The organism is Roseivirga sp. 4D4 (genome assembly GCF_001747095.1).
Taxonomy (GTDB): Bacteria; Bacteroidota; Bacteroidia; order Cytophagales; family Cyclobacteriaceae; genus Roseivirga.
Window position 1 is genome coordinate 1,891,180 of record NZ_MDGP01000001.1, and the last position, 22,358, is coordinate 1,913,537.

Below are 22,358 nucleotides of genomic sequence, written 5' to 3' on the forward strand. Positions count from 1 at the left end.
CAGCATCTAGTTTTTCAGTTTAATAATCTCTTTCTGCAGCTCCAGCACGATATTTTTAAGATCATCGAAATTCAGGTCATCTTCGGTAGACTCAGGAATATCCATGCTAATAAATGCCTTTGCCTCCCAAATCTCGATAACGTCCGAAGCATCAATTCTATATGGAGAGTAGGCTTTGTTGTCCGATACGAGAAACAATTGTCCGTGCTCTTGCGTGTAGTCAAACACTCTTTTATAGACAATCCCCTCCTCTTTGGATAGAACAATGTAGCACTTACCATTTCTAATATTTGACAAACCATCCATATACTCACCAATCACGACAGTTCCTGGCTTTATTGGCAACATAGAATCTCCAGTAATTTCAAAAGCCCTGTATGTGGCATTACGAGGCAAGTTCGGCAACTGAAACTTAGGCATCTCCTCTAAATAATGAGGATCAGCATAACCATTCAGATAACCAGCTGAAGCCTTTTGAGGGATTAGATCGATATATTCCTTATCGTCTTGATCAACCGTAATAGAGAGCACTTTCATATTACCATCTGCCTCATTTAAGGCCTCAATGACTTTCAAATCCATTCTGGTTAGGTCCTTGGTCAGTAGATTATCTACAGAAACGCGAAACACCTTGGACATATTCAAAAGGTTGTTGAGCCTTGGGTCGGCTCGGCCCTCTTCATAGGCACCGACTAGCGATCGCTTAATACCTATTCGATCCGCGAAGTCACCCTGCGTCCATTGATGTTGCTTTCTCAAATGCTTAATATTGCCTGAAATGGTGCTCATAGCTTATCAGTTTGCCTAAAGATAGTAATATTCACTAATATTTTTAGTTAGGTGTCAATATTTTTAGTTTAATTTTGGCATGTAATTGGCTAGAAAAGAGGTGCCAACACTTCAATCATGAGAACAACACTTTTAATCATCGGTCTATTTATTACTTCTCTGCTTTCGGCACAGAACAACTCTACTATTGGATTTCATCTCCATGGATTTCTTCCTACCGGAGAGCTTAAAAAAGATGCTTCGGAAATTTGGGGAGGTGGCTTCGGAATGGAAGCAGCATTCCAAATCAATGAGTCACCTGTTTATCTCGGTGGTCTAATCGACTTTACCAGATATGGCTCTAGGGTAAGGAAAGGTTTTCACAATGCCGATCTGCCAGACGTTCGTTACAGGCACCATAATGAAATGGGACGTTTGCTCTCAGTAGTTAGATTCAAACCCGAGACGAAGACGCGACTGCTCCCCTATGGCGACTTCAATTTTGGTTTTGGCTATGTGTATACCCGAGCCAGGGTATTCGATCGAGAATTTGATGAAGTGGTAGATGAGTTTTTCGAATTAGACGACTTCATTTTTACTTATGGCTTCGGTGGTGGTATAGAATACATCATTGACGAATCGATTAGCATTGACTTCCATTTTAGGAATACATATAGTACCCGTGGTGATTACCTAACACCCAAAACGATCCAGTATGATCCCGATATCGAGAACTATCAACTCGATATTCAACGCTCCAGATTTAACTCTATCACCTTTGGATTTGGAATCAAATTGCTTCTACGCGAAATGTAGACCGGTTCTACAGCCATTCATAACAACATACTCGCGCTCTTAGAATTTGGATTTTTGCATTCATTTTCTTGGTATACTTTGAAGGTTATATCAATCAAAACCAAGAATCTAATGAATACCTTGAAACTTCAAGATTCCTATTTCAAAAGAATCTCTCTGATTTGTCTATCGATGCTGCTCAGTGCCCCACTCATGTTTGGGCAAAAAGTAGACATGGACTTATTCAAAAATATGAAAGCACGAAGCATTGGTCCGGCTGCCATGAGTGGACGTATCACTGCGATCGATGTAGTTGAAAGTAACCCCGATGTCATATTCGCGGGTGCTGCCTCTGGTGGCCTTTGGCGGACTACAGGTGGTGGACTCGATTGGGAGCCGTTATTTGATAAAGAGGCTGTTTTGGGCATCGGTGCTATTGACATTCACCAACCAAACCCAGATATCATTTGGGTGGGTACAGGTGAAGGAAACCCAAGAAACTCGGTAAGCAGTGGTTATGGAGTTTACAAATCAATTGATGGTGGTGACACTTGGGAATTGATGGGCCTTGAGAAGACCAGAAACATCCACAGAATCATTATTCACCCTGACGATCCTAATACAGTGCTCGTTGGTGCGATTGGTTCTCCCTGGGGAGAGCATGATGAAAGAGGTGTTTATAAAACTACCGATGGTGGTAAGACTTGGAATCAAGTATTATTCACTAACAACCTATCTGGAGTATCAGATATGGTTGCTGACCCAAGCAATCCTGACAAAATCTTCGTTTCTATGTGGGAACACAAAAGATGGCCATGGACATTTAAGTCTGGTGGTGAAGGCTCAGGTATTTACATGACCCTTGATGGTGGTGATACTTGGAAGAAAATGAATGGTGAAGGTGGTTTGCCGAAAGGCGATTACGGTCGTATCGGTTTGGCTATAGCAAATAGCAATCCTGATTATATCTACGCCTTGATCGAAAACAAAGCAAATGGCCTTTGGAGATCAACTGATGGTGGTAAGACTTGGGAAAGAAGAGCTGAATCTTCTAAGCAACCTAATATGGGTAACCGTCCGTTCTACTACTCTTCAATTTATGTGGATACCAAAAACGAAAACAGGCTTTACAGCTTGTACTCAATGGTTTCTCGATCTGAGGATGGAGGAAAGTCTTGGGAAGTAATCATCCCTTACTCTGGCGTTCACCCAGATCACCACGCATGGTGGATTCACCCAAATGACCCAACTTTCATGGTTGATGGTAATGACGGTGGATTGAACATCACTCGTGATATGGGTAAGACTTGGAGGTTTACTGAGAAGATTCCTGTAGGACAGTTCTACCACATCAATGTGGATAATGATATGCCATATAATGTTTATGGTGGAATGCAAGACAACGGTTCTTGGGTAGGTCCTGCTTATGTTTTCAACTTTGCTGGAATCAGAAACCATGACTGGCAAGAACTAAGCTTTGGTGACGGATTTGACGTGGCTCCTATTCCAGGTGATTCTCGTTACGGATATACCATGTCTCAACAGGGTAATGTTTCACGATACGACAGAGTTTCAGGTTATAACAAAACGGTAAGACCTACTTCGCCTGACACTTCAATCAATTTGAGATTTAACTGGAATGCTCCAGTAGCGATCGATCCGCATAACCCTAATGGCGTTTATTACGGATCGCAGCACTTGCACTACAGCTCAAATCGTGGTGATGACTGGGAAGTACTTTCTCCAGACTTGTCTACCAATGACCCAGAGAAGCAAAAGCAAAATGCAAGTGGTGGTATGACCATCGATGCAACAGGTGCTGAAAACCATACTACTACCCTAGCGATTGCGCCAAGTCCAGTGGACAGAAACGTAATTTGGGTAGGTACTGATGATGGTAACGTTCAGGTAACTCAGGACAGAGGCGAAAGCTGGACGAATACTGCAGCAAATCTTCCTGGATTACCTGCGGGTAGCTGGATTCCTCAGATTGTGGCATCTCGATATAATGCTGGCGAAGCATTTGTAATCGCTAATGACTATAGAAGAAATAACTGGTCAGCTTATGCTTACCATACGATGGACTACGGTCAAACATGGACTAGAATTGTTGACGACAGTGATGTATTTGGTTATACACTTTCTATTCTTCAAGATCCAATTGAGCCTAACTTGATTTTCTTAGGAACTGAAAACGGACTTTATGTAAGTTTTGACAAAGCGCAAAACTGGAATAAGTGGACGCATGGATATCCTTCAGCTTCCACTATGGACCTTGCCCTTCAGGAAAGAGAGCATGACTTAGCTATTGGTACGTTCGGTAGAGCTTTCTACATCTTGGATGATATTCGTCCTTTGAGAGAGTTTGCTAAAAGAGGTGCTGAGAATGCAATGAAAGAAGACATCATTGTCTTTGACGTAGCAGATGCTTACCAGATGACCTACAGACAACCTGCGGGTATGAGGTTCCCTGCAAGTGGCGGACCATTTGAAGGACAAAACAAATTCGTGACTTCAGCGCAGATCAAATACTACGTAAGAGATGACAAGGCCAAAGAAGCTCCAAAAGAGGAGGCTAAAGGCAAACGTAGAAGAGGAAAAAAGGAAGAAGCTACTGAAGAAGCTGCTCCTAAAAAGCTTCCTTCTAAAATCAGTATGACTGTATTGAATATGGCTGGAGACACTATCAGAACTGGTTCTGGTACTGTTAAAAAAGGTCAGATCAATACATTGAACTGGGATCTAAGAAGAAGAAATCCATTCCCGATTACTAGATCTGCAAATGTTCAAGTGCGTGGTAGATTCGGAGGTGCTCAAGGTGGCGGTGGAAGAAACCGTGAACAAGCTGCGGGTGCTACTCTACCAGGTGATTACAAAATCCATATTGATTATAACGATCAGAAAATAGAGAAGACAGTGAAAGTTCATTACGATCCGCGTATTGAAGTAAACATGTCTGACCTTAGAGCCAAGCAGCAGTTCGAAGATGAAGTTTTAGAAATGAATCAAAAATGGGCAGCGGTAACTGGAAGAGTAAGAGATGCTCAAAGTGTACTTTCTAAAGTAGAAGCTCAGATGAAAAATGCTGATAAGGATGCTGTAAAGGACTTGAAGAAAGCCATCAAAGAAATGAATGAGAATTTCGATGAAGCTAAGAAAGTTACTATCGGACTTCCGAGAGACAGAGCACAAAATGCTCCTCGCGTCAACTACCCTAATGCGGGTCAGTGGGTTGGACAGGCAAGAAGATATGCCAGTTCAAGACTGACAGCTCCAGGTTCTAATGAGCGCGGCCTATTGGAAAACGCTGAAAAGATGATGAACGAGGCGATCGCCATTGTCAACGAATTCTTTGAGAATGAGTGGCCTAAATTCAAAGCTGCTTATGAAGCCACTGATATGGGCTTCTTCAAAGACTTTGATGATCCAATAAAGAATTAATTCAGACTAGTATCATAAAGAAGGTCGCCAAATGGCGGCCTTTTTTTATGCATACTCTTCAACGCTCCTCATCAACTATTTGCTTTAAAAGCATTTATTAGTATATTTATTATATCAATTTAGTTTTTTATTCATATACTTATACACATCAAATTGACTGCCCTGCTAGAGCAATAATAGTACCTTCTAGACAACACACCTGTCAATTAATCTTGTTTAAGCCAGGCAGACACCAGAATTAAAATGTTGGCTTTTTTCAAACTGTTACGCATCCTGTTTTTGTCTGAATTCAACCTGCTCAAGATTAGGAATCCAGGCTTGGAGAATTACCTAATGACCGTTGAAAGAATAGAGATATTTTTTGAAGATATTTTTGAGGACTACCAACTAATCCTTCGCCCCATGGACGAAGAAGATCCTACAATTGAGTATTGCAATGAAACTATCTCGCTCAAATTTCTTGACCAAAGATATGATGGTTATGAAATGGAGATAGAAGTAAAGGGCTACGATAAAACATCTTTAGGTGAGCTTCTAGGGTTTTATTTTGATGGCTACAATTACCGAAAGAATCTTATACCACCCAATACCCTCACATTGGAACAAAAAGTTAACTTTCAGCTAACGGCATGGCGCTACCATATCCTCAGATATTGGAAGATATTTTTGGACAACGATACTAAAGAAATACAAAAGTTCATTGCATGGCAAGAATTGAATAATGAACAAATTAGGAAACACCTATCTCACAGAAGAAAACAACTATGATCAATAACCAAATAACTATTAAGTTCATTTCCGTTGTAATCATACTATTTATATGCTCCAGCACCTCCTTTTCCCAAACCAAACTTGACACGGTTTACTACGACAGCAATATGAAAGTCGTAGAAAACCTAGGCTTAGCAGAAACGTATGAGATTCGGTTTATCAGAAAGGGCAAACCACATGGCCTCATTAAACGGTTTAATAAGCAAGACGATGTGGTTGAAAGTACTACCTATGAGAAGGGCCGAAAGACTGGACCTTATACTCTAGTAAAGGGCGACACACTTATAAAAGGAACCTACAAAAAGGGAAAGAAAGTGAATATCTGGACCTATGAACACATATTAGATCAAAATGCAAGAATGGAGGTATTTGATTCTAGGGGTAATCAACTACCGTCCATGGACTTACCAAATTTCAGTACTCAAGGAAAAGACGTACAATATACTGTCGAGAAAGACGCCAGCTTTCCAGGTGGCCCAAAGGCATGGAGCATGTTTCTAAGAAAGAATTTAAGATACCCCTCCGCAGCAAAACAGGCTGGTATTCAGGGACAAGTACTTCTTAAATTTACGGTGAGCAAAACAGGATCCTTAGAAGAAATAACTATGGTCTCAAGTCCCAGTCATGACTTGACGCTAGAGGCACTCAGGGTACTGAAGAAGAGCCCTAACTGGATCCCCGCAACGGTAAAAGGAGAAGTAGTCAGCTCAGAAATGACCATAAGAGTAGTCTTTGGCTTAGGTAGGCGTTAATAGCCTCCTCCCCTTTGCTAATCTTTGCTTTAGCTGTATTTTCGCAACAAACCCACTGTTATGAGTAAAGTAGCCTGGAAAACCGTTAAGGAATATCAAGACATCACCTACAAAAAATCCGGTGATGGTGTCGCTCGGATTGCGTTCAACAGACCTGAAGTCAGAAATGCCTTTAGACCCAAAACCGTTGGTGAACTATTCGAAGCATTGCTCGATGCCCGTGAAGACACTTCCATTGGCGTGGTGCTTCTATCAGGTGAAGGTCCATCAGCTAAAGATGGAGGTTGGGCATTCTGTTCTGGTGGTGATCAAAATGCAAGAGGACACCAGGGCTATGTGGATGATGATGGCATGCCAAGGCTCAACATTCTGGAGGTCCAGCGCCTGATCCGGTTTATGCCAAAGGTAGTAATCTGTGTTTGCCCAGGCTGGGCAGTAGGTGGTGGACATAGTCTACATACCGTATGTGATCTAACCCTAGCGAGTAAGGAACATGCCATTTTCAAACAAACTGATGCAGATGTCACGAGTTTTGATGGTGGCTACGGTTCGGCTTACCTGGCAAAAATGGTGGGTCAAAAAAGAGCCAGAGAGATCTTCTTCTTAGGAAGAAACTACTCTGCGCAAGAGGCTTTTGAAATGGGTATGGTCAATGCGGTAATTCCTCATGAAGAATTAGAAGACACTGCCTACGATTGGGCGCAGGAAATCTTAGAAAAGTCCCCTACCTCTATTAAGATGCTGAAATTCGCGTTCAACCTTACGGATGATGGCATGGTAGGTCAGCAGGTATTTGCTGGTGAAGCCACTCGCCTCGCCTACATGACTGAAGAGGCCAAGGAAGGAAGAAATGCCTTCTTGGAGAAAAGAAAGCCGAATTTCAAGGATATCAAGTGGATACCATAAAGGTTCAAGACATTAGATACTAGATTGAAGAGTATAAGAAAGTCAAATTACTCTACACCTTTCCTGTAAGGGTGAGGCTCTTCAGAAAGATGTAATTCATCATGACAACAATTAATAAGGCAACAACGACCGATTATGCAGAAATCCATCAGATGATTGTGGACTTCGCCACTTTTCAGAAAACGCCTGAAAAGGTTTCCATTACACTGGATCAAATGCTCGCCAATTCTGAGGATTTCAAAGCATTGATCATAAGAGATGGAGACAGGGCCGTTGGTTTTGCCACTTACTACTTCGGATTCAGTTCTTGGTCAGGAAAGCACTTATTCCTGGATGACCTTTATCTCGAAACAGAGTATCGAAAGCAAGGACTTGGCGCACAAATCATGGATCAGTTAGAATCCATAGCAAAAGACAAAGGCTGCAAATCTATGCGCTGGTTAGTCTCTAGATGGAACGAACCTGCAATCAACTTTTATAAGAAAAGGGGAACCATTATCGAGGACACTGAGATGACCTGTCAGTTCAAACTCTAAGCCATTCTAATTCCCTCTTATACTCCCTGAAAGCACACTAATATTTGGATTGATTGGATTCCCAGACATCCTCCGCATCAATACGACCTGACCCGTATGATAAATGGCGTCTGAAATAGGACCATTGATGGCATTCCAAAAAGGGAACCCTACTCCATTAGCAAACTTGATATTGTAATCAGCAAAATCCGAACTCTCGCTGCCTTTTAGAATTTTAACTGCTTTCTCAAAGTTCTCCAGTGTTTCAGTTCTCACCTCCTCAAAAGACATCTCTCGGGCATTACCAGCATCAAAAACCTCATTCTCCAAAGCACTCAACAGAAACCTCGATAAGCTGTATATATGATCAATAGTCTGCCTTGAACTTCTCCCCTCTTCCACTGGATCAAATTCCAAGTCTTCAGCTCTCAAACCTTCAGAAGCCCAGTAATATCTAAACCCGAGACCTTCGACCATTCGAGCAGCAATGTTTCCTGAATTGAATTCGCTTTCTGTTTTAGATATATTCTTGAATGGTGAATCCTGACTTTGGCCAAGGTTGAAAAGTACCATTAAGCAAACAATCGTAATAAGATATCTCATTTTGAAAAAGTATTAGGTTTCGATTCTTAATGACTGAAAGATCGTGATTAAGCCTTTGGTCTACCAACAAATTCTATTCAAAAAGAAACAAAACTGTTCAATGATCATAAGTAAAGATTCCATTCACCTCAAATACTATGAAATAATAATATTTAGCATTAGCTTCTCTTCTGGCTAAAAAGGAATAATACAACCTCATCCCAAAACAAGATATTTTGATTTTTGAATTTCACAGGTTAACACCTCCTCTCGATCAATGGATCGAATCGATTTTCTATTACAAAGATTTTCAACCCGACCACTCCATTGAAAGAGTTGTACCTACAGGACATGTATTCATTATTTTCGAACTGGATGGAATAAAGAGAAACACTTTTGATAACGAGTCCTTAGTGGTTAAAGATACTTTCGAAAAGGTCTGGATATCTGGGGTTCACAAAAACTACCTTTCCATTTCTGCTCACCAAGACTCTGAAATGCTTGTGATACAATTCAAGCCACAGGGGTCACTTCCTTTTCTCCATACGCCTGTTCATACATTGAATGATAAGGTTGTTCCTGCTCAAGATGTTCTGGGAGATACCATACTTTCGTTGAGAGATGAGGTTAAGAATCAAGATAAGTATGAGCATAAGTTTAGTGTAGTTGAGCGATGGTTAAATCGCAGGTACTTCGAAGCATACACACCTCCCGAAAGTCTACTAAGCATTGTGTATAATCTATCAACAAAGCCATTCAATAAACACAAATCGGTAGTAAGCGAGTACCCTCAAACTCAGAAAAACCTTATTGATCAGTTTAAAAAGCATTGTGGATATACACCGAAAGTCTTTCATAGGATTTGTCGTTTTAATGAGATCCTGAGACAAATTGGTGATAAAGAGAAAATTAATTGGTCCCAAATCGCCTACGAATATGACTATGCGGATCAATCACACTTCATAAAAGAGTTCAAGGAGTTTTCGGGCTTTAGCCCTGAAGAGTTCATTAAGAATGGGTTTCACAATGATGAGCCGAACTTTTTCCCTTTAGACCGAGAAGGTTAATTTTTTTCTATCTACATATGCACTACTTGCTTTTCTTTGAAAGCAAATGAATGTCATGAAAAGAATAATTCCCCTCATCCTCATATTGACCTCTTGTCTGCAACTATCTGGACAAACCACCAACGACTCCAGAGTAAAATCATGGGTTGATTCTAGCTACGCCAATGAATTAGTCCTTATACAGGAATTTGAGGTAAACGTTCCACTAGAAAAAGTATGGGATACCTATACAACAAAAGAAGGCTGGGAAAGTGCCTTTGTCGCCCTAGCCGAGGTAGATTTCAAAGTTAATGGCACCATCAAAACAAGTTATAATCAGGATGCAACTATAGGAGACAGTTCAACCATTGTCTTGCATATTGTCAACTACGTGCCTAAAAAGCTCCTCACGCTTCAAGCCGAAATCACTCAGAATTTCCCAGACTTTATGAAAGCAGATGAAAAAGACTTGTTTAATATCATAAGTCTGGAAGAACTGAAGCCTTCCCTTACAAAGGTCACATCTTATGGGATTGGTTATAAGAACAACCCCAAATATCAGTCACTTATGAAGTTTTTCATTGAGGGTAATGAACTGTCTTATAACAACCTTATTCTCTTCTTAGAGACAGGTAAAAAGGCCAAATACTGAGCTTCGTTACTACCAAAAAAAAGTGCTCTCGATTTCTCGAGAGCACTTTTTTGTTTGCATATTAATTATCCTAAAGGTCTCTTTTGACAACCAATCTGGTAGTCGCCCAGTAGAACAAGCCGCCATAGAAAAGCACAAGGGCCAATTCAGGCAGTGCTATATAGTCTTGAATTTCCATCAGCGCATACTTTTGGAAAGGCACATGAATCAAGGCATTAATGGACTTCACAGGAAGAAAGTATTCTACCCATTGTTGGTTTTTAACTTGTCCCCAAACAAAAAGTCCATTCTCAATTAAAACTACCCATAGAAACATTAGCCCCATGGTCATAATGGGTTTTCGGATAAGTGTTGCTATGAATTGTGTAAACAGAAGGAATGCAAACAATTGTAGCGCAAAGGCAAGCAAGAAATGCATATCCTCGAAGACGAGCCCAAAAGAAATTTCAGAGGAATAGATAAACCCAGTGATCAATCCCATTACGAGCAAAGCAGCCGCAGAGGCAGCACTTAAGAACCCCGCCATGATAATCTTAGACCAGATAAACTCCTGCTTGCTTAGTCCATCGATCACATTTTGCCTGATCGTTCTATAGGTATACTCATTCGTGATAGAATAAATGAGCCCCAGCGCCAAGAGTATTTTGAAGTAAATTGCAACACTCGTCAGATTCTGCCAGATGTCTGGAAACTCATAAAAAGGCAAGATTGTCGGGTCAATTTCATCTGCATCAAACTCGGCAAACTTATTTTTCAACCATTGTAAGAATGGCATTACTCCCATACTGATAAGGAATAGAGCAATGATATACAGCGTTGACAAGACCTTAAAAGATCTATTGCTACGCACCTTGTGCAGTTCAATTTTTAGTAAACGTATCATTGACTACCTCCTTCTTGTTCTGCTAATATTTCTAAGAATTGCTTTTCTAGGGTTTTCACCTTCACGATCAAGTGTTTTGCGGTAATACCCTGCTTGAAAAGATATTCGTTTACGTTTGCGGCTCCATATCCATTTGACATGGTCAAGGTGTACTTATCAAGCTCCCTTTTGACGCCACTGGCCATTCCGGAAGATTCGAGCACTTCTTGAAGGTTATCAGCATCTGCTTTTACCTCAATGAGTGTTGCTCCCTTACCTACATCTTCAACCAGACCATCATGAATCAGCTTGCCCTGCTGCAACACGCAGAAGTGAGTACAAACCCGCTGTACCTCATCCAACAAGTGACTTGCAACAATAATGGTCTTACCACTATTGGCAATATCAATGATAAGATCTCTTATTTCGGCAATTCCCTGAGGGTCTAAGCCATTAGTAGGCTCATCTAGAATCATTACTTCCGGATCGCATAATAAAGCAGAGGCGATAGAAAGCCTTTGCTTCATACCTAGTGAGAAGGTCTTGAACTTATGATCTTTTCGAACCGCCAGGCCAACTTGTTCCAACACCTCATCGATACGAGCATAAGGAACTTCCTTAATATCGCATACAATCTTTAGGTTCTGAACTGCAGTGAGATAGGGATAGAATATCGGATGCTCCAAAATGGCTCCAATCTTCTTTCGAGTGTTTTGTGTGGCTGGTTGCCCAAACCATTGAAAGTCTCCACTTGTCTGGTTGATTACACTGAGAATTACCCCTAGTGTAGTTGTCTTTCCACTACCATTTGGTCCAAGAATTCCGTAAACACTTCCGCGCTTGACTTCAAGCGACAGGTTGTCCACGGCCTTGATCCTTCCATAGTGTTTAGAAAGGTTTTTTATTGATAATACAGTATCCAAATCGTGTTGTTTTTGAGTAAAAAATGAGCCGAGGCTCGATATTAACTTATCTAAAGGCTTCTTTAAGGCCCATACTAGATCCGTTGCTATTCATGAATTCTGAGAACTTAAGAATATTCTGAACGTCAGGGTATCCTTCGATATCAATGATACTATACCCTTCATCCATGGTGATCAGAACGACAAACCCTTGAGGCTTACCTCTCCTTTCCTTCATCATGACATTCATGTTATTGCCTTGAATTCTTGCCGACATCATAGATTCGTATCCCTCTTCTTCTATCCTTGCCTCAAGTGAATTGAAATCAGAACCATTGACGCTATGCCGATCGTCATCATCTTCGAAAAGGAAGAATTTCACCTTCTCTATGCCACGGATCATATCACCAATGGGTGGCATATCCTGAAATTCACTGACATCTGCCCCGCCTAGAGCACCTAGATCAATCCTGGAAATCATTTTGAGGGTACTCTTATAGAAGAAGAGCGTTGTCGAAGGACGGTTGTCCTGACGGAATTTTTCGACACTCCGGCTTTGAGCAAAACCGCTAAGTGTCATACTAAAAAGTAGACTAAGTATTAAAAGCTTCTTCATACATCCAATAATTTTGAGCTTTGACCAATAAAAGCAGAGGGCACCGAGGCACCCTCTGTAATCATGATAGTAATATTCTAGTTACCATCCATCTTATCAAGGAATTCTAGTTCCTCGAAACCTTCCATGCCGATAGACTTGGATAGTTTGTAGATAGCGTTCAAGTCGATGCCATCTCCTACGATACTCAAAAGACCGAATTCATTCTCGCCTCCCATTACCATAAATAGCTCATCGATCTTGTTATTCTTTTCTTTGATCAGGAATTTGATGTCTTTGTCATCTTCTCTAAGCGACATTAGCTCTTCAAAATCTTTCCCATCAATTAAGCCTAAGGCTTCCTTGTACATTTTGCGACCATCGACATCCTTGTCTTTGCCTAAAACTTGTACCCTTTTGATTTTACCTAAAGACTCTTCAACCATCTTCTGCTCATCTGGATCATCAAATTCTAATTGAGCAATCATTTGGAACATTTTGCCACTGAAGTTCAGGTGCATAAAAGACTGATCATCTAAATACTTATCAAAATACTTTGAGATCGCATCACTCTGGGCACTTGCAGACATCGCAAACAAACCCAATACCATTGTTAATACTAACTTTTTCATTATCTATTTTCCTCTAATTGTTTTTTACATTCATTTCACTCAGTAATTCCAGACCTTCAGACGCCTGACTCATTTTTGTCAAGTCCTGAACCTCCGTGCCAGCTTTACCAAGACTGGCTAATTCATTCATTGTATTATTTCCTTTGTTCATGTAGTTAGACACTACAAGTAATTGTCTCTTTAATTCAGCGTAAGCTTCTTCAGGCGTTTCAAAAGTATCTTCTGAAGTATATTGATTTTGCTGCTGTACAAACATGTACCCACTTACCAGCATTACAATTACTGCCGCTGCTATGCTGGCGTATTGTTTAAAGTAACCAGAGATACTAATCACTTTGGTTTCTTTCTCTTCGGAGATCATCGCTAGAATCGAATCATCAAATGCCTCATCCAATTCCACCTTGGCTTCCGAATCAAAATGATCGAACAGTGCCTTCACCTCTTCTATCTCCTCAGTAGCCTGGGCTTCTTTGATCAACCTTTTGAGTTCTCTCTCATCTTCAAGGTTGGTTTCAGCCTCCCAGTACTTTTCTAATAATTCTGCTCTTCTAGAGTCCATAAGCATCAACTTTCATTAAGCTCTCTTTCAATTTCCTTCTGGCTCGGAACAAGTTCGTCTTTACCAGGTTGATATCGATATCAAGGTTTTCAGCAATTTCTTTATAACTAAAGCCTTCGATATCTCTGAGCTGCATCACCTCACGTTGACGGTTCGGCAGTGCTTCGATCAACCCTTTGATTCTACTCATTAGGTCTTCTCGCTCAGTCACAACAAATGGGGTATCACGTTCTTTTCTCGTATCGAATTCAACTTCAAATAAGTCTGTCTTCTTTACATGCTTCGATCTCAGTTTATCCAGTGCCTTGTTACGGGTTATCTGCATACACCAAGCTTCCAGATTCTGGATCAGATCGACATCCGATCTTTTTTCCCACACCTTGATCAGACACTCCTGTACAACATCCTTTGCCAACTCTTCATCTCTTACAATGTTGAGTGCAAAGCGGTACAGTTTATTCTTCAAGGGTAAAACCTCTGCTTTGAAGCGTGATACATCCATAATCAAAAAATAGACGAGCCTATGTTGTGGCTTGTTAACACAAATAGAATATTTTTTCTTTAAGCTAAAGAAAGTGGCCGTTAAGGAAGAATCTGAGGGTTTCTGAAAGAAAGGAGTTTCAAAGGAATGGAAGGTCGAAAAGCTACTTGCAGTGAAAATCAGTTGCAAGCTAGACCCTCCATGGTCTCGGGCCTTATCTCATCCGGTGCGGTCTGCATTTTAGCACAAGCTTCTTCGGACCTGCCGGCCGATTTGAGCGCGGCAACCCAATAATCAAGCATCAAAGGAATTTTACCTTCAAGCTTTTCAGCTCTTTCGAAGTTCCTGATAGCTCCTTCGTAGTTCTCTTGCATAAATAATAGAATCCCTCTATTGCGATAACCCCAGCCATTATCAGAGGCACCGATGATGGCTCTTCGGATATCAGGACCTGCTTTCACCAGATCCCCTTTCATCAGGTAGACAAATCCGCGGTTGTTCAGAAAATAAGGATTAGTAGGGTCTAGCTCCAAAGCCTCTTCAACCAAAGTAAGCGCCACATCGTAGTTTTCTTTGCTGGTCTCTATCAGCGCTTGAGTATTGTAAATATTGGGTTCCGATGCATCAATCATTTCAGCCTGCTTTAAAAGGTCTTCCGCCTTGGTGAAGTCTTTAAGCATAAAATAACCATTGGCAGCATTGATCAGGATTTCAGGGTTACCCTCATCTTTTACCAAAGCTGAATTGAAAGCATCAATTGATTTGGAGAACTCCTTCATCTCGTGATAAACCAAACCACGATTGAAATCTATATAAGCAGAATCTGGAAACAGTCTTTCTAAACCGTCAAGGTCCTCCAATGCCTTATCATATCGCTTAGCATCCAAATAAGCATTTACTCTATTGCGCTTGGCATCTGTAAAATCCGGGTCGATCTGTAGGAGGATGGTCGTGTAATCATTAATAGCCTCAATGTACTTCCTATCCCTATAGTAGGCTACTCCTCGATTGTTATATGCCTCAGTGTATTTGTCATTCTTGGCTATGGCTTCTGAATAAAGTCTTACAGCCTCATTATATTCACCTTTGTTCAGGGCTTCGTTTCCCTTGATAAAGAAGCGACCTGCCTTATTTTCATCACTGTCACAAGAAAACACCAGACTTAGGACAAACAACACCAATACCTTCTTCATCATCGAAATTTTGGTCAAAATAAAGGCTATAATGACTCTTTAACAAGGGAAGAATTAGTTAAGAGCATTTGTTTAATTTTATACAGTGAGTGGTTTCAACATTCGTGATAGAATTAAAAGCTTTGGACATGCCATTAGGGGCATACGGATCACTATTTGGGCGGAGCACAATTTCAGAATCCATCTGGTTGCTGCGCTAATCGTAATTGCCCTTGCAACCTATTTCGAGGTGTCTACCAGCGATTGGCTTTGGTTAGTTCTATCAATTTCTTTGGTCTTTATCACCGAAATGATCAATACGGCCATTGAACGATTGGTGGATATGGTGGAACCTGACCAAAATCCTCTTGCAGGAAAAATCAAGGATATTGCAGCTGGTGCTGTTCTTCTATCGGCTATCACTTCGGTTGTCATTGGGGTGCTTGTTTTCTGGCCATATTTTTGCTTGATAATCGCCTAAATCAACTCTTATGAAAAAGCTACTAGTAATCGCCATTCTTTCTACGATGTTCTTACCCCTCAGAGGGCAAGAAAGGCTGTTGAGTCCATTCAATGAGGAAAAGAACCCCTTACTCGTTATCCAATACAACACAGAAAAAATCGAGTTTCATGATCACAATTCTAGTGAGCTGCTAAAAGCCATTCCTACCGAAGGAATAAGTTCTATTGAGGTACTTAAAGGTAATTCGGCCAAAGCCCTCTATGGAGATAGCGGAAAAAATGGTGTGATTATGCTGACCTTATCAAAAAGCGATAGCAATGACCTCTTCTTTAAAAAGCTCCAAGCAGGAAAACTACCTTCTCCACAGATAAAAATTGACACAGACATTTCAATAAGCGAAAAGTCAAGCTTTACGCTCGACCCCAGCAGGTTTTTCGAAGATGGTCAACTGAATATTAGAGGTAAGTCCCAACTAGTGAAGGACGGTGCTATTCCATTCATTATACTGAGTTTGGGTAATGAACAAATTGAATTAGACAAACTTACTGACCTGGAAGGACTGGATGCTAAATACCTCAAGTCCATTAATGTGATGAAATCCAAAACCGACAAGGATGATGCCGACACTATCGTTGTCCAACTGGTAAAGAACTCAAAAACCAAGAGGCTTTTCAAAAAGCTTAAGCGCCTACAAAAGAATTAGAGCATCCATTCAAGTAGAATCACTAAATCGTTTTTCCTAAATTGGAGAAACGATTTTTTTATGGCCATCAATTCCTTGTTACACCGGCTAACCTTCCTAATGCTCCCATTGCTTTTTTTCGGGTGTAAAGAAGAGCAAGATGCTCCACCACCGAATATTATTCTTATCGTAGCGGACGACTTGGGTTATGGTGAACTGGGCTCTTATGGTCAAAAAATCATTGAGACCCCTCACCTCGATGCTTTGGCTGCTGGTGGCATGCGTTTCACTCAATTCTATGCAGGCTCACCCGTCTGCGCTCCATCCAGATATGTACTAATGACGGGCATGCATACGGGCCACTCATTTATCAGGGGAAATGATGAGTGGAAAGAGCGAGGTAATGTCTGGAATTACAAAGAAGCCATCAAAAACCCGGGCCTTGAAGGTCAGCGACCAATCCCTGATAGCACCCTTCTATTGAGCGAAGTAATGAAAACAGCTGGTTATGAAACAGCAGTTATTGGCAAATGGGGATTAGGCGCCCCATTCACCGAAGGCGAACCCAACCAACAAGGCTTCGATTACTTCTATGGTTACAATTGTCAAAGGCAAGCCCACAACCTCTACCCTGCTCACCTCTGGGAAAACGATCATAAAGTAGCGCTGGCCAATGACACCGTTCCCCCTGGAACCAAACTTCCAGAAACAGCCGATCCCAATTTAGATGCATCATATGCCAACTATTATCAGGCGGACTACGCTCCTGCCAAGATGCAGGAAAGCGCCCTCGACTTTATTAAAGATAGAGACACGAACAAACCCTTTATGCTCTATTATGCTACCCCCATTCCACACGTGCCGCTACAAGTGCCAGAGGAATACGTGATGAAGTACCATGAGATTATTGGTGAAGAAGAACCATACTTGGGTCAAAAGGGCTATTTCCCACACAAATACCCCAAGGCGGCCTATGCCGGAATGATCAGTTATTTGGACGATCAAGTGGGCGAATTGATTGCCACACTAAAAGCAGAAGGTATTTACGAGAACACGATTATCATGTTCACCAGTGATAATGGCCCCACATATGCCGGAGGTGTTGATGCCGATTTCTTCAATAGTGCAGGCATCTTTCCGAATGAGTATGGAAGAACGAAGGGCTTTACTTATGAAGGTGGTATTCGAGTTCCTATGATTGCATCCTGGCCGGGAAAGATAGCCCATGGTACCACTTCAGACCACATCAGTGCTTTTTATGATATTATGCCCACACTATCCGAGCTCGGAGGCTTAGCATCACCGAAGAATATTGACGGTCTAAGTTTCGCTGCGGAATTAATGGGCAGACCACAATCCGTGCATGATTACCTATATTGGGAGTTTCCCGAGTACAAGGGGCAGCAAGCCGTAAGGTTAGGTGATTATAAAGGTATTCGAAAAAATATGTTTGAAGGAAACTTAGAAATAGAACTTTATGACTTGGCCCAAGACCCTACAGAATCTAATGACATCAGTAATTCAAAGCCCGAAATTGTAGCAGAAATTAAATCAATTATGGAAGAGGCACATGAAGATGCGGCACTTCCTAACTTTAGAATACCGATCATCAATAAATCAAAAGAAGACTAATGGCCAAAGCGAAGAATAAAACCACAGAAAATGATGCCAGCGTTGAAGACTTTCTGGCAAGTGTTAAGGATGAACAGAAGAAGGCTGACTGCCTTGAATTAAAATCCATGATGGAGCGTATAACGAATACTCCGGCAAAAATGTGGGGGACGTCCATTGTTGGTTTTGATCAATATCACTACAAATATGATAGTGGCCGTGAGGGTGATTTTATGAAAGTGGGCTTCTCTCCTCGAGCGCAAAATGTTACGGTTTATATTATGCCCGGTTTTGAGAGATACCCTGAACTGATGGAGAACCTCGGCAAGCATAAAACCGGAAAGTCATGCTTATACATTAAAAAGCTTGACGATGTCGATCGTGACGTACTAGAAGAGCTTGTACAGGGTTCTTATGATTACATGACAAAGAAGTATGGCTGAGCAAAAACTCAAACCGAACTGGATGATCATGCTCATGTTCATTGGTGGGCTTTTTTATCTGATTAACTTTGTAGACAGCCTTTTTAAACCTGAAGACAGTGAATTCGAGTTTCTAAGCTTTGATCTTGGCAAATGGCCTCATGTAATTTTCTGTTTGGTATGTGGCTATTTGTTAATGAACTTGGCTCTTAAATGGTATAAAGAAAAACGTAATGCGAAAAGTAGTTCTTAGTCTGTTCATATGTCTCTTTTCTACTCTTCTGTGGGGCCAGACTGCCTTTGACCATATGGCCATTGTGGTAAAAGACCTGGAAGAAAGTAAAAAGTTCTATGTCGATGTCCTGGGTTTCAAGAACATCGAAGACCCAACAGGCAACCCTCTTATCGATTGGGTAGAAAATAATAAAGGTCAACAAATCCACATGATTGAGGCTGATATGTCATCGATCAAACTAACCAAGTCAGTACACTATAGCTTCTCGGTAGAGGCGCTCAGGCCATTTATCGCCAATCTAGAAAACAGAAAAGTCAGCTTTGAAAGCTGGGAAGGTGAGTTGGGTGGCATAACGATCCGGCCTGATGGTGTTCGGCAAATCTATCTTCAAGACCCTAACGGTTATTGGATAGAAATTAACGATCGGCAACTTTAGACTTACAAGTCATACGCCATTGCCTCACCAGTATTCAATTCACCACGGGTAATATTCTTGACTGATATCCCTGGACAAAACTGTTCTGCGATTTTGGAAAGGAGCTCTTTCTTGTAGTCATCAGTATTTAAGCCGAATATTAGCTCCTTGACTTTGACCTTTACAAAGGTATCATGTTGCTTAAACACTCTACACTCCTGTTCATGACCCCATAGTTTGAGTTTGCGACTAAGGATATGCTTTGGCAAGTTTCCTTCATGGCCTTCTAACCTGAGTTCTTCAACATATTGCACCTCCTCTATTTCCGTATTGTTGTCATCTATCTCCACACCTACCACGAACCCCGTGTGACCTCCAGCATAATAAGACCACATTAACATATTATTTGGTACATGCCCGAGCGAAAGAATATTGTATCGGGCCTTGGAGCCTCTAATCTCCATTAAATCTCCAGGCCTGAATAGCCCTTTTGTATAGACAAACCTACCCTCCATTGGATCATTAAGATCCTTGAAATTTGCAGCGAAAAGTCTTTGGTTGATGAAGATATCCAATGCGAATTCCAGATTGTTGAAATCGCGATATTTATAGAGTACCATATCTAAGTCATTGTTGTGTCCATTTTCAAGATATGATTTACGCAGGACATTCGTAAAATTGCAATGTGAAAATTCAAGAGGTTTCTACCCTATCCGATAGTCAAAAAACCGCAATTGTGGCATTGTGGAATCAGGAATATCCGATTCAAGTGCATTACCAAAATGAATCTGAGTTTGATCAATACTTGAATAATCTATCCGATATAAAACACTTTCTCCTTTATCCTGAAGCAAACAAACTTAGGGGCTGGGCCATTACTTTTTTAAGAGATAATGAACGATGGTTCGCGATTATTATTGACACAGAAATACATTCTAGGGGATACGGACGCTCACTTTTGTCCAAACTTAAAAAGGACAACACGGTTCTAAATGGCTGGGTGGTTAATGAAAACCAATATAAAAAATCGGATGGTACTGTCTATCAGTCTCCTCTACCCTTCTATCTTAAAAATGGTTTCGAATTACTACCCTCAGAAAGTATTGACAAGAAAATATCGGCTATTAAAATCCGATGGACTCAAAGCGATCCGGAAAATCACCGAAGTCCTTGATTCATTTCCAACTCCAAATCTTCCATGGATACTTTTGACGCTATCAGGTCTTGGTAACTCCAGCCTTTTGACTCCAATGCATATTTAACCAAGGTCAAGTATTTAACATGCATTTTTATGGTCGACTCGCCATTCTTGAAGTTTAGCCAATCAAAGTTCCCCTTGGGTGATTCTAAAGCTGTCATCAAGTCATCCATATCGTAATGCTTACCAATGACCTGGTAATCAACATAGCCTTCCCATTTCCACTGTACATGATTTCCCAAAGGATTGGCACCAAAAAATCCATGATATCGATACTGATAGTTGTGCATCAGTCCATGTGCTAAAAACTGATCAAAAGACAAAGTCTGACCCCATTGCCTGAACTTGCCGGCTTCTTCGTATTTACCAAGGACCACAACCTTATTGGCAAAGGCCGCAAAAACATCAGAGCCCAAAACACTTTCGACCAATGCTGGATACTTCGAACCATCATTTAAGCACAGGTCATGCTTCATATTGGCATCGTAAATCTCTGAAGAAGAAACCCTTTCCAAGGCACTCTCAATAGTCGTCCTTAATTCCGCAGGTAGTGGTTGACTATGGTACACTTCAATATTCCCAATGGCCGTATGATTTGCATAAAGTATTGATGGAGTGGTTAATAGTATAATGAGGACTGTCAGGCCGGTACCGAGGGTTAGCATCCCCCAAAGCAGAAATTTCTTAAGTCTTCTTATCATCATGATTCATCATGGTTATCAATCATATAATCGTTTTGGAGCTTTATTTGAAGTCTCCTTAATATAAACAAACCAACTTGTTGCTCCTCTTCCATCTCCTGGTTGACCAACAAGTGTATCTGCCATGTAGTCTACCATGAGTCCAGTCGAATACCCATTGGTGCCCCGTATTGTCGTCCACTTATTATTCGTACGAAAACGGATTTTGGTTCCATCTGCTTCTCGAGCCGGTGCCTGACCAATGATCTGAGTGATTTGAGCAAACACTTCATCACCATCAAGAATACTCAAGAATTGGGCATCAGCTACATGTTCAACTGAGCGTGTAGAATCTATCCGGCTTCTTCCTCCAAAACCAATTCTGATGGGCAATCCATTCCTCACCGCATCCAGCAATTGGGATTTATCGCCAAAGACCGTATTTCCTTCAGCGTCATTCCGATAGACTAATTGCCAGGTTTCACTCTCAGGCACCTTGAACGAACAGCCATAAGACAGTAGCAAGATTGCTAAAATGGAAAAGAGATTACTGTTTTTCATATTCACTTTCATTGATTTTATCCAAAATAGGGTATTTGAAGGTTGGCCATTTCAGTAATCGACCAACAACTGAATTATTCCAATGAACAACAACTTGCTAATTCAAGGCTTGCTCTATTTCACTTGTTTCTATTCGGAGAATAATCTTTATTGGCTTTATGGATCTCGCTTTTCGTAAAGCCACTTCTTCAGACATCAAACATATCGTAGAAATGTTGGCTGATGATGAACTAGGTAGCCGAAGGGAAGACTACCGACTCCCAATCCCCGTGAGTTATCTAAATGCCTTCAAAGCGATCAACAATGATCTAAATCAAGAGTTAATTGTTGTCCAACACCATGAAGAAATTATCGGTACGCTGCAGTTAAGTTTCATTCAATACCTGACTTACCAAGGTGGCATCAGAGCTCAAATAGAAGCCGTGAGAATTAGAAAAGATCATCGAGGACAGGGACTAGGAGAGCGATTTTTCGAATGGGCCATTCAACGAGCGCAGGAAAGAAATGCGCACGTGCTACAACTTACTACTGACAAGCAAAGACCTGATGCAATCAGATTTTATGAGAAACTTGGCTTTAAAGCCTCTCATGAGGGAATGAAGCTTCATTTAAAATAAATTCTTATCTTGGAAGTAGGGTATTCGTTGATAGACGCGTACC

28 protein-coding genes are annotated in these 22,358 nt (G+C 41.1%); 16 read left to right on the forward strand and 12 right to left on the reverse strand.

The window, feature by feature from the left end; all coding sequences use genetic code 11:
- Positions 1 to 6: 6 nt before the first annotated feature.
- Complete coding sequence (locus BFP97_RS08105; protein ID WP_069841939.1) at positions 7 to 789, reverse strand: XRE family transcriptional regulator; 783 nt, start codon at positions 787 to 789, stop codon at positions 7 to 9.
- A 117-nt stretch (positions 790 to 906) separates the two neighbouring features.
- On the opposite strand from BFP97_RS08105, the gene BFP97_RS08110 reads away from it, so the two are divergent.
- The 6 genes from BFP97_RS08110 (at position 907) to BFP97_RS08135 (ending at position 7,969) form a co-directional block, all read left to right on the forward strand.
- Positions 907 to 1,584, forward strand: a complete 678-nt coding sequence (locus BFP97_RS08110) for an outer membrane beta-barrel protein (protein WP_069841940.1) — start codon at positions 907 to 909, stop codon at positions 1,582 to 1,584.
- Positions 1,585 to 1,695: 111 nt separating this feature from the next.
- A complete protein-coding gene (locus tag BFP97_RS08115; protein ID WP_255399413.1) occupies positions 1,696 to 5,004 on the forward strand; it encodes a WD40/YVTN/BNR-like repeat-containing protein in 3,309 nt (1,102 codons plus the stop codon).
- A 279-nt stretch (positions 5,005 to 5,283) separates the two neighbouring features.
- The gene (locus BFP97_RS08120; RefSeq protein WP_139135229.1) at positions 5,284 to 5,772 is read left to right on the forward strand and encodes a hypothetical protein; all 489 of its coding nucleotides are present in this window, start codon (positions 5,284 to 5,286) and stop codon (positions 5,770 to 5,772) included.
- Positions 5,769 to 6,527, forward strand: a complete 759-nt coding sequence (locus BFP97_RS08125; protein ID WP_069841942.1) for an energy transducer TonB — start codon at positions 5,769 to 5,771, stop codon at positions 6,525 to 6,527. Before BFP97_RS08120 ends, BFP97_RS08125 begins: the two co-directional genes overlap by 4 nt.
- 60 nt (positions 6,528 to 6,587) lie before the next feature.
- Positions 6,588 to 7,433: a 1,4-dihydroxy-2-naphthoyl-CoA synthase gene (locus BFP97_RS08130; protein ID WP_069841943.1), complete on the forward strand. Its 846-nt coding sequence runs from the start codon at positions 6,588 to 6,590 to the stop codon at positions 7,431 to 7,433.
- A gap of 101 nt (positions 7,434 to 7,534) precedes the next feature.
- Positions 7,535 to 7,969 (forward strand): GNAT family N-acetyltransferase, encoded by a 435-nt coding sequence (locus tag BFP97_RS08135; RefSeq protein ID WP_069841944.1) that lies wholly within the window; start codon positions 7,535 to 7,537, stop codon positions 7,967 to 7,969.
- Between the two features lie 6 nt (positions 7,970 to 7,975).
- Here the strand turns inward: BFP97_RS08135 and BFP97_RS08140 are convergent, their stop codons facing one another.
- The gene (locus tag BFP97_RS08140; RefSeq protein ID WP_139135230.1) at positions 7,976 to 8,551 is read right to left on the reverse strand and encodes a DinB family protein; all 576 of its coding nucleotides are present in this window, start codon (positions 8,549 to 8,551) and stop codon (positions 7,976 to 7,978) included.
- A gap of 215 nt (positions 8,552 to 8,766) precedes the next feature.
- Between BFP97_RS08140 and BFP97_RS08145 the strand changes: the two genes are divergently transcribed.
- Both BFP97_RS08145 and BFP97_RS08150 read left to right on the forward strand, forming a co-directional pair.
- On the forward strand, positions 8,767 to 9,597 hold the full coding sequence (locus BFP97_RS08145) for a helix-turn-helix domain-containing protein (protein WP_069841946.1): 831 nt from the start codon (positions 8,767 to 8,769) through the stop codon (positions 9,595 to 9,597).
- 55 nt (positions 9,598 to 9,652) lie between these two features.
- Positions 9,653 to 10,228 carry an SRPBCC family protein gene (locus BFP97_RS08150; protein ID WP_170827428.1) on the forward strand — a complete coding sequence of 192 codons (576 nt, stop codon included), beginning with the start codon at positions 9,653 to 9,655 and terminating at the stop codon, positions 10,226 to 10,228.
- 70 nt (positions 10,229 to 10,298) lie between these two features.
- Here the strand turns inward: BFP97_RS08150 and BFP97_RS08155 are convergent, their stop codons facing one another.
- From BFP97_RS08155 to BFP97_RS08185, 7 genes are all read right to left on the reverse strand, one after another.
- Complete coding sequence (locus tag BFP97_RS08155; protein WP_069841948.1) at positions 10,299 to 11,111, reverse strand: ABC transporter permease; 813 nt, start codon at positions 11,109 to 11,111, stop codon at positions 10,299 to 10,301.
- Positions 11,108 to 12,013: an ABC transporter ATP-binding protein gene (locus BFP97_RS08160; protein ID WP_069841949.1), complete on the reverse strand. Its 906-nt coding sequence runs from the start codon at positions 12,011 to 12,013 to the stop codon at positions 11,108 to 11,110. The genes BFP97_RS08155 and BFP97_RS08160 overlap by 4 nt, the downstream gene beginning before the upstream one ends.
- A gap of 46 nt (positions 12,014 to 12,059) precedes the next feature.
- Positions 12,060 to 12,608: a DUF4252 domain-containing protein gene (locus BFP97_RS08165; protein WP_083262476.1), complete on the reverse strand. Its 549-nt coding sequence runs from the start codon at positions 12,606 to 12,608 to the stop codon at positions 12,060 to 12,062.
- A gap of 77 nt (positions 12,609 to 12,685) precedes the next feature.
- Complete coding sequence (locus tag BFP97_RS08170) at positions 12,686 to 13,219, reverse strand: DUF4252 domain-containing protein (RefSeq protein ID WP_069841951.1); 534 nt, start codon at positions 13,217 to 13,219, stop codon at positions 12,686 to 12,688.
- Positions 13,220 to 13,232: 13 nt separating this feature from the next.
- Positions 13,233 to 13,778: a hypothetical protein gene (locus BFP97_RS08175; RefSeq protein ID WP_069841952.1), complete on the reverse strand. Its 546-nt coding sequence runs from the start codon at positions 13,776 to 13,778 to the stop codon at positions 13,233 to 13,235.
- Complete coding sequence (locus BFP97_RS08180) at positions 13,768 to 14,280, reverse strand: RNA polymerase sigma factor (protein WP_069841953.1); 513 nt, start codon at positions 14,278 to 14,280, stop codon at positions 13,768 to 13,770. Before BFP97_RS08180 ends, BFP97_RS08175 begins: the two co-directional genes overlap by 11 nt.
- Positions 14,281 to 14,438: 158 nt before the next feature.
- Positions 14,439 to 15,455 (reverse strand): tetratricopeptide repeat protein, encoded by a 1,017-nt coding sequence (locus tag BFP97_RS08185; RefSeq protein WP_069841954.1) that lies wholly within the window; start codon positions 15,453 to 15,455, stop codon positions 14,439 to 14,441.
- A gap of 82 nt (positions 15,456 to 15,537) precedes the next feature.
- Here BFP97_RS08185 and BFP97_RS08190 point away from each other — a divergent pair, with 82 nt between their 5' ends.
- Genes BFP97_RS08190 through BFP97_RS08215 form a run of 6 tightly spaced genes read left to right on the forward strand, consistent with a single transcriptional unit; the run spans position 15,538 to position 19,280 of the window.
- Positions 15,538 to 15,912 (forward strand): diacylglycerol kinase family protein, encoded by a 375-nt coding sequence (locus BFP97_RS08190; protein ID WP_069841955.1) that lies wholly within the window; start codon positions 15,538 to 15,540, stop codon positions 15,910 to 15,912.
- Between the two features lie 10 nt (positions 15,913 to 15,922).
- Complete coding sequence (locus tag BFP97_RS08195; RefSeq protein WP_069841956.1) at positions 15,923 to 16,597, forward strand: hypothetical protein; 675 nt, start codon at positions 15,923 to 15,925, stop codon at positions 16,595 to 16,597.
- A 60-nt stretch (positions 16,598 to 16,657) separates the two neighbouring features.
- Positions 16,658 to 18,208, forward strand: a complete 1,551-nt coding sequence (locus BFP97_RS08200; RefSeq protein WP_069841957.1) for an arylsulfatase — start codon at positions 16,658 to 16,660, stop codon at positions 18,206 to 18,208.
- Complete coding sequence (locus BFP97_RS08205) at positions 18,208 to 18,630, forward strand: DUF1801 domain-containing protein (protein ID WP_069841958.1); 423 nt, start codon at positions 18,208 to 18,210, stop codon at positions 18,628 to 18,630. The genes BFP97_RS08200 and BFP97_RS08205 overlap by 1 nt, the downstream gene beginning before the upstream one ends.
- On the forward strand, positions 18,623 to 18,862 hold the full coding sequence (locus BFP97_RS08210; RefSeq protein WP_069841959.1) for a hypothetical protein: 240 nt from the start codon (positions 18,623 to 18,625) through the stop codon (positions 18,860 to 18,862). Before BFP97_RS08205 ends, BFP97_RS08210 begins: the two co-directional genes overlap by 8 nt.
- The gene (locus BFP97_RS08215) at positions 18,843 to 19,280 is read left to right on the forward strand and encodes a VOC family protein (RefSeq protein ID WP_069841960.1); all 438 of its coding nucleotides are present in this window, start codon (positions 18,843 to 18,845) and stop codon (positions 19,278 to 19,280) included. The genes BFP97_RS08210 and BFP97_RS08215 overlap by 20 nt, the downstream gene beginning before the upstream one ends.
- Positions 19,281 to 19,282: 2 nt before the next feature.
- On the opposite strand, the gene BFP97_RS08220 is transcribed toward BFP97_RS08215, so the two are convergent.
- Entirely contained in the window at positions 19,283 to 19,879 is a 597-nt protein-coding gene (locus tag BFP97_RS08220; RefSeq protein ID WP_069841961.1) for a DUF2971 domain-containing protein, read from the reverse strand.
- Between the two features lie 65 nt (positions 19,880 to 19,944).
- Between BFP97_RS08220 and BFP97_RS08225 the strand changes: the two genes are divergently transcribed.
- Complete coding sequence (locus BFP97_RS08225) at positions 19,945 to 20,433, forward strand: GNAT family N-acetyltransferase (protein ID WP_069841962.1); 489 nt, start codon at positions 19,945 to 19,947, stop codon at positions 20,431 to 20,433.
- On the opposite strand, the gene BFP97_RS08230 is transcribed toward BFP97_RS08225, so the two are convergent.
- Both BFP97_RS08230 and BFP97_RS08235 read right to left on the reverse strand, forming a co-directional pair.
- Positions 20,418 to 21,161 carry a hypothetical protein gene (locus BFP97_RS08230; protein WP_139135232.1) on the reverse strand — a complete coding sequence of 248 codons (744 nt, stop codon included), beginning with the start codon at positions 21,159 to 21,161 and terminating at the stop codon, positions 20,418 to 20,420. The genes BFP97_RS08225 and BFP97_RS08230 overlap by 16 nt on opposite strands.
- A gap of 15 nt (positions 21,162 to 21,176) precedes the next feature.
- Positions 21,177 to 21,698: a hypothetical protein gene (locus tag BFP97_RS08235; protein ID WP_139135233.1), complete on the reverse strand. Its 522-nt coding sequence runs from the start codon at positions 21,696 to 21,698 to the stop codon at positions 21,177 to 21,179.
- A gap of 158 nt (positions 21,699 to 21,856) precedes the next feature.
- Here BFP97_RS08235 and BFP97_RS08240 point away from each other — a divergent pair, with 158 nt between their 5' ends.
- The gene (locus BFP97_RS08240; protein ID WP_069841965.1) at positions 21,857 to 22,315 is read left to right on the forward strand and encodes a GNAT family N-acetyltransferase; all 459 of its coding nucleotides are present in this window, start codon (positions 21,857 to 21,859) and stop codon (positions 22,313 to 22,315) included.
- Positions 22,316 to 22,358: the final 43 nt, after the last annotated feature.